Origin of the sequence: Kineococcus glutinatus (genome assembly GCF_039542765.1) — a bacterium.
GTDB classification, from domain to species: domain Bacteria; phylum Actinomycetota; class Actinomycetes; order Actinomycetales; family Kineococcaceae; genus Kineococcus_A; species Kineococcus_A glutinatus.
Genome location: NZ_BAABIL010000445.1, coordinates 1 through 6,538, shown reverse-complemented (window position 1 = coordinate 6,538; position 6,538 = coordinate 1). Strand labels below are relative to the sequence as shown.

Annotated in this window: 5 protein-coding genes; all 5 read left to right on the top strand. The window is 76.4% G+C overall.

Annotated features, from left to right (window positions below):
- A partial coding sequence (locus tag ABEB16_RS15710) for a UDP-N-acetylmuramoyl-L-alanyl-D-glutamate--2,6-diaminopimelate ligase (RefSeq protein ID WP_345713165.1) occupies positions 1–1,256 on the top strand: 1,256 nt, incomplete at its 5' end.
- Positions 1,253–2,677: a UDP-N-acetylmuramoyl-tripeptide--D-alanyl-D-alanine ligase gene (locus ABEB16_RS15705; RefSeq protein WP_345713164.1), complete on the top strand. Its 1,425-nt coding sequence runs from the start codon at positions 1,253–1,255 to the stop codon at positions 2,675–2,677. The genes ABEB16_RS15710 and ABEB16_RS15705, both read left to right, overlap by 4 nt.
- On the top strand, positions 2,674–3,759 hold the full coding sequence (gene mraY / locus ABEB16_RS15700) for a phospho-N-acetylmuramoyl-pentapeptide-transferase (protein WP_345713163.1): 1,086 nt from the start codon (positions 2,674–2,676) through the stop codon (positions 3,757–3,759). The genes ABEB16_RS15705 and mraY overlap by 4 nt, the downstream gene beginning before the upstream one ends.
- Positions 3,756–5,309: a UDP-N-acetylmuramoyl-L-alanine--D-glutamate ligase gene (gene murD / locus ABEB16_RS15695; protein ID WP_425560217.1), complete on the top strand. Its 1,554-nt coding sequence runs from the start codon at positions 3,756–3,758 to the stop codon at positions 5,307–5,309. The genes mraY and murD overlap by 4 nt, the downstream gene beginning before the upstream one ends.
- The coding region (gene ftsW, locus ABEB16_RS15690; RefSeq protein ID WP_345713162.1) for a putative lipid II flippase FtsW at positions 5,306–6,538 on the top strand (1,233 nt) is incomplete at its 3' end. The genes murD and ftsW, both read left to right, overlap by 4 nt.

The window sequence follows — 6,538 nt, the reverse complement described above, 5'->3', positions numbered from 1 at the left end:
TCGGCGTCACCGGCACCAACGGCAAGACGACCACCGCGCACCTGCTGCAGCCGCTGCTGGCGGCCGGTGGCCGGCGCACCGGCCTGATCGGCACCGTGGAGATCCGCGTCGGCGACGAGCGGGTGCCGAGCGCGCGCACCACGCCGGAGGCCCCGGACCTGCACGCCCTGTTCGCCCGGATGCGCGACGCCGGCGTGGGCGCCTGCGCGATGGAGGTCTCCAGCCACGCCCTGCGCCTGCACCGGGTGGACGGCCTGGTGCTCGACGTCGCCGTCTTCACCAACCTCAGCCAGGACCACCTGGACTTCCACCGCGACATGGAGGACTACTTCGCCGCCAAGGCGGAGCTGTTCACCCCCCGCCGCTCCCGCCGCGCCGTGGTGGCGGTGGACGACGCGTGGGGGCGGCGCCTGGCACGCACCGCCACCGTCCCGGTCACCACCGTGGCCACGGCGGGGGCCGGCGGCGAGGACGCCGACTGGCGCGTGGTCGACGTGGTGCCGGGCCGCCGGGGCAGCACCTTCACCGCCGTCTCCCGCGACGGCCGCCGCCTCGCGCTCGGCTGCCCGCTGCCCGGCGCGTTCAACGTCGCCAACGCCGCGCTGGCCGCGATCGCCGCGCTGGAGGCCGGGGTGGACCCCGCGGACGTCGAGCGCGGCTCGGCGGCCGCCGGCGGCGTTCCCGGGCGGATGCAGCCGGTCACCACGGGCACACCGGACGAGCCGGTGGTGGTCGTGGACTACGCCCACACCCCCGACGCCCTCGAGCGCGCCCTGGGCACGCTGCGCGCCGGCACCCCGCACCGCCTCGTCGTCGTCCTCGGCGCCGGCGGGGACCGCGACCCCGGCAAGCGGCCCGCCATGGGCGCGGCCGCCGCCCGGCTGGCCGACGTCGTCGTCGTCACCGACGACAACCCCCGCTCCGAGGACCCCGCGCTCGTGCGCGCGGCCGTGCTCTCCGGGGCCCGCGCCGCCGCCGGTGCGGGCACGCGGGTCCTCGAGGTGCCCGACCGCCGCGAGGCCGTCGCCGCCGGCCTGGCCGCCTGCGCCGGGGAGGGCGACACGCTGCTGCTGGCGGGCAAGGGCCACGAGCGCGGGCAGGAGGTCGCCGGTCGCGTCCTGCCCTTCGACGACGCCGGGGTGGCCGCCGAGCTGCTGCGCGCCCGCGCCGCCCGCCCGGCGGCCACCGCCGGCACCAGCACCACCGAGCGCCCCGGTCCCGGGGTGCTCCCGATCCGCCGAGGAGGCACGCAGTGATCCCGCTGTCCAGCCGGGACGTCGAGCAGCTGGTGGGGGGACGTCTGACCGCCGCCCCCGCCGGCGTGGACGGACCCGTGGTGACGGGGCCCGTGGTGGTCGACTCGCGGCTGGCCGTGCCCGGTGCGCTCTTCGTCGCCCTGCCCGGGGCGCGCACCGACGGCGCCGAGCACGCCGGGGCCGCCGTCGCGGCCGGGGCGCGCCTCGTCCTCACCCAGCGCCCCGTCGACGTCCCCGCCGGGGCCGCGGCGGTCGTCGAGGTCGACGACGCGGTGGCGGCCCTCGGCCGGCTGGCCCGCGGGGTGCTCGATCGCCTGGTCACGGCGGGTCGGCCCGTCGTCGTCGGCGTCACCGGGTCGGCGGGCAAGACGACGACCAAGGACCTGCTGCGCGCCGTCCTGGCCACCGCCGGGCCCGTCGTCGCGCCGCGCGGCTCCTACAACAACGAGATCGGCGCCCCGCTCACGGTGCTACAGGCGGACGCCGGGACCGAGCACCTCGTCGTGGAGATGGGCGCCCGCGGCCAGGGCCACATCGCCGCGCTGTGCGCGATCGCCCCGCCCCGCATCGGGGTGGTCCTCAACGTCGGGGCGGCCCACGCCGGGGAGTTCGGCTCCCCGGAGGCCACCGCCCGCGCCAAGGGCGAGCTCGTCGAGGCGCTGCCCGCCGACGGCGCCGCGGTGCTCAACGCCGACGACGCCCGCGTGCTGGCGATGGCCGGGCGCACCCGCGCGCGGGTCCTCACGCACGGGCGCGGGGTGGACGTGGACGTGCGCGCCGTCGACGTGGAGCTCGACGCCGCCGCCCGGGCCCGCTTCCGCCTGGTCAGCCGCCTGCCCGGTGCGGTCGGCGAGGCCGGGGTCGCGCTGCGCCTGCACGGCGAGCACCAGGTCGCCAACGCCCTCGCCGCGGCCACCGCGGCCCTGGCCGCCGGGGTGCCGCTGCCGGGCGTCGCCGCGGCGCTGTCGGGCGCCGAGGCGGTCAGCCCGGGCCGGATGCAGGTCGTCGAGCGCCCCGACGGGGTGACCGTGGTCAACGACGCCTACAACGCCAACCCCGACTCCGTGCGCGCCGCGCTCAAGGCGCTGGTCGCGATGGCCGGCGGCCGGCGCACCTGGGCGGTGCTGGGGGAGATGCTCGAGCTGGGGCCGACCTCCCGCGACGAGCACGATGCCGTCGGCCGGCTCGCGGTGCGCCTGGACGTCTCGCGGCTGCTCGCCGTGGGCGCGGGGGCCCGGCCCGTCTACACCGGTGCGGTCATGGAGGGGTCCTGGGGCGAGGAGGCCGCCTTCGCCGCGGACGTCGACTCCGCCGCGGCGCTGCTCGCGGAGCAGCTGCGACCCGGCGACGTCGTGCTGGTGAAGTCCTCCAACGGCGCGGGCCTGGCCCGGCTGGCCGAGGGGCTGGTGGCGGCGCAGTGAGGACCGTCCTCATCGCCGCGGCGGTGTCCCTGGTCCTGGCGCTCTTCGGCACCCCCCTCTACATCCGCTGGCTGGTGCACCGCGGCTACGGGCAGTTCATCCGCGACGACGGCCCCACGAGCCACCACACCAAGCGCGGCACGCCCACGATGGGCGGGGCCGTCATCATCCTGGCCACCCTCGGTGCCTACGCCGTCGCGCACCTGGCGACCCAGCGGCCCCCCACGGCGTCGGGGCTGCTCGTGCTGTTCCTCATGACGGGTCTGGGGATCGTCGGCTTCCTCGACGACTTCATCAAGATCTCCAAGCAGCGCAGCCTCGGCCTGCGCGCCGGCGCCAAGGTCGCCGGGCAGGTCGTCGTCGGTGTCGCCTTCGCCGTGCTGGCGCTGCGCTTCCCCTCGGGGACGAGCCGCACGCCCGCCTCGACGCACATCTCGTTCCTGCGCGACGTCTCCGCGCTGGACCTGGCGTTCGCCGGGTCCGTGGCCGGCACCGTGCTGTTCGTGCTGTGGGCGCTGCTCATGATCGCCGGGACCAGCAACGGGGTGAACCTCACCGACGGCCTCGACGGGCTGGCCACCGGCGCCTGCACGATGGTGTTCGCGGCCTACGTGCTGATCGGGACGTTCCAGTCCAACCAGAACTGCCTCAGCCCCGGTCTGCCCGCGCGCTGCTACGAGGTCCGCGACCCCCGCGACCTGGCCGTCGTGGCCGCCGCCCTGCTGGGGGCGTGCTTCGGCTTCCTGTGGTGGAACGCCTCCCCGGCGAAGATCTTCATGGGCGACACCGGCTCCCTCGCGCTCGGCGGCGCGCTGGCCGCGCTGGCCATCCTCAGCCGCACCCAGCTGCTGCTCGTCCTCCTCGGCGGGTTGTTCGTCCTCATCACCCTGTCCGTGGTCATCCAGGTGACCTCCTTCAAGCTCACCCGCAAACGGGTCTTCCGGATGGCCCCGCTGCAGCACCACTTCGAGCTCGCCGGCTGGGGCGAGGTCACGATCGTCATCCGGTTCTGGATCATCGCCGGCCTCTTCGTCTCCCTGGGGCTGGGCGTCTTCTACGCGGAGTGGGTGGTGGGCTCGTGAGCGGCTGGACCTCGGGGCCGCTGGGCGCGCCCCGCGCCGCCGACACCGACCGGGTCCGGGCGCTGCGCTCGGCGTCCTCGCCGTGGGCGGGGCTGCGGGTGCTGGTCACCGGGATCGCCGTCTCCGGCTTCGCGGCGGCCGACGCGCTGCTGGAGGCCGGTGCCGAGGTCGTCGTCGTCGACGCCCGCACCGGCGAGGGCGAGCGGGACCGCGGCCGGCTGCTGGAGGTGCTCGGCGCCCGGGTCCTGCTCGGCCCCGAGCACGTGGCGGACGCCCCGGGCGGCTGGTCGGGTGTCGACCTCGTCGTGACGTCCCCGGGCTGGCACCCCGACGCGCCGCTGCTCGTCGCCGCGGCGCTGGCCGGGGTGCCGGTGTGGGGCGACGTGGAGCTGGCGTGGCGGATGCGCCCGGCCACCGGCGCGGCGCGCTGGCTGACCCTGACGGGCACCAACGGCAAGACCACGACGGTGGAGATGACCGCCTCGATCCTGCGCGCCGGCGGGCTGCGCGCCGCGGTCGCCGGCAACGTCGGCACGCCGCTGCTGGAGGCGATGCGCCACCCGGACGCCTACGAGGTGCTGGCCGTGGAGCTGTCCAGCTTCCAGCTGCACTGGCTGTCCACCGACACCGAGGCCTCGCTGCGCCCGCTGGCCAGCGCCTGCCTCAACGTGGCCCCCGACCACCTCGACTGGCACGGCTCCCTGGACGCCTACGCCGGCGCCAAGGGCCGGGTGTACGAGGGCTCGGGCGTCGCGTGCGTGTACTCCCTGGCGGACGCGCGCACCGAGCGGCTGGTGCGCGAGGCCGACGTGCAGGAGGGCTGCCGCGCCGTCGGCACGACCCGCGGGGTGCCGCCGGTGGGTGCGCTGGGCGTCGTGGAGGACGTGCTGGCCGACCGGGCGTTCGTCGCCGAGCGGCGCACCTCCGCGGCGGAGCTGGCGACGCTGGCGGACCTGTCCCGCGACGGCGGCCCCGTGGCGCCGCACACGGTGGACAACGCGCTCGTCGCCGCGGCGCTGGCCGACGAGGGCGGGGTGGCGGCGGTGGCCCTGCGCGACGGCCTGCGCGGTTTCACCCCGGCGCCGCACCGCGTCGCGGTCGTCGAGCAGCCCGGTGGCGTGCGCTGGGTGGACGACTCCAAGGCCACGAACGCGCACGCGGCGGCCGCGTCGCTGGCCGCGTTCGACCCGGTGGTGTGGGTCGCGGGCGGCCTGGCGAAGGGGGCGCGCTTCGACGACCTCGTCGCCGCGCACGCGCGGCGGCTGCGCGCCGCGGTGCTCATCGGCCGCGACCGGGACGAGCTGGCGGCGGCGCTGGCCCGACACGCCCCGGATGTGCCGGTCGTGCTGGTCGACCCGCCCCAGACTGGGCCGGTGGACGCCCTGCCCGATGCGCTGATGGACGCGGTCGTGGCGCACGCCGCGGCGCTGGCCCGCCCCGGTGACACGGTGCTGCTCGCCCCGGCCTGCGCCTCGATGGACCAGTTCACCTCCTACGCCCACCGCGGTGACGCGTTCGCCGCGGCCGTGCGCCGCCGGGACGCGCGGTGACGCTCACCGGGGAGGCGGGCCTGCGCGTCGGGCCCGGCGCCGAGCGCGGCGACCACGACTCAGGCGGTGGGCGGGGCCGGGGGCGGTGGCTGCCCGGCGTGCTGCACGAGGCGCTGGAGTGGGGCCGCGGCTACGCCGTGCGCCTGGAGAACCCGCTGGCCACGTACCACCTGCTGCTGGGCACGACGGCGCTGCTCGTCGTCATCGGCCTGGTGATGGTGCTGTCCAGCTCCAGCGTGGAGTCGCTGGCCGACGGGCGCTCGATGTTCGCCGGGTTCCAGAACCAGGCGGCCTTCGCGGTGATCGGTGCGGTGGCGCTGGTGGTGGCGAGCCGGATCTCCCCGGCGCGCTGGAGGTCGCTGGCGCTGCCGCTGCTGGTGGCCGCGGTCTGCCTGCAGCTGACGGTGTTCGTCCCCGGCCTGGGCAAGGTCGTCAACGGCAACCGCAACTGGATCGAGATCGGCCCCTTCAGCGGGCAGCCGTCGGAGGCCGCCAAGCTGGCGCTCGTCCTCAGCTGCTCGCTCGTCCTCGTGCGCAAGCAGCACCAGCTGCACGACGTCAAGCACCTGCTCGCGGCGCTGGCGCCGAGCTGCGTCGCCACCATCGGCCTGGTGCTGCTGGGCCATGACCTCGGCACCGCGCTGATCATGATGATGATCGTCGTGGGCATGCTGTGGGCGGCGGGCGTGCCGCTGCGGTTCTTCGCCGTGGCGGGCGCCGCCGGTGCGGCTCTGGCGGCCGTCGCGGTCCTCACCAGCGCCAACCGCATCAACCGCGTCCAGATGTGGCTCAGCGGTGGTTCCGGCGACGCCCAGGGCCTGGACTGGCAGCCCGTGCACGGCAAGTACGCGCTGGCCTCCGGCGGCTGGTGGGGGGTCGGCCTGGGGGCGAGCCGCGAGAAGTGGCAGTGGCTGCCCGAGGCGGACAACGACTTCATCTTCGCGATCATCGGGGAGGAGCTCGGCCTGCCCGGCACCCTCGTCGTGCTGCTGCTGTTCGCCGTGCTCGGCCTGAGCTGCGTGCGGCTGGTGCGCCGCTCCGACGACATGTTCGTCAAGATCGTCACGGCCGGCCTGGTGACGTGGGTGCTGGGCCAGGCGATGGTCAACATCGGCGTGGTCCTCGGCCTGCTGCCCGTCATCGGCGTGCCGCTGCCGTTCATCTCCCGCGGTGGCTCCGCGCTCGTCATGACGCTCGCGGCCGTCGGGGTGCTGCTGTCCTTCGCCCGC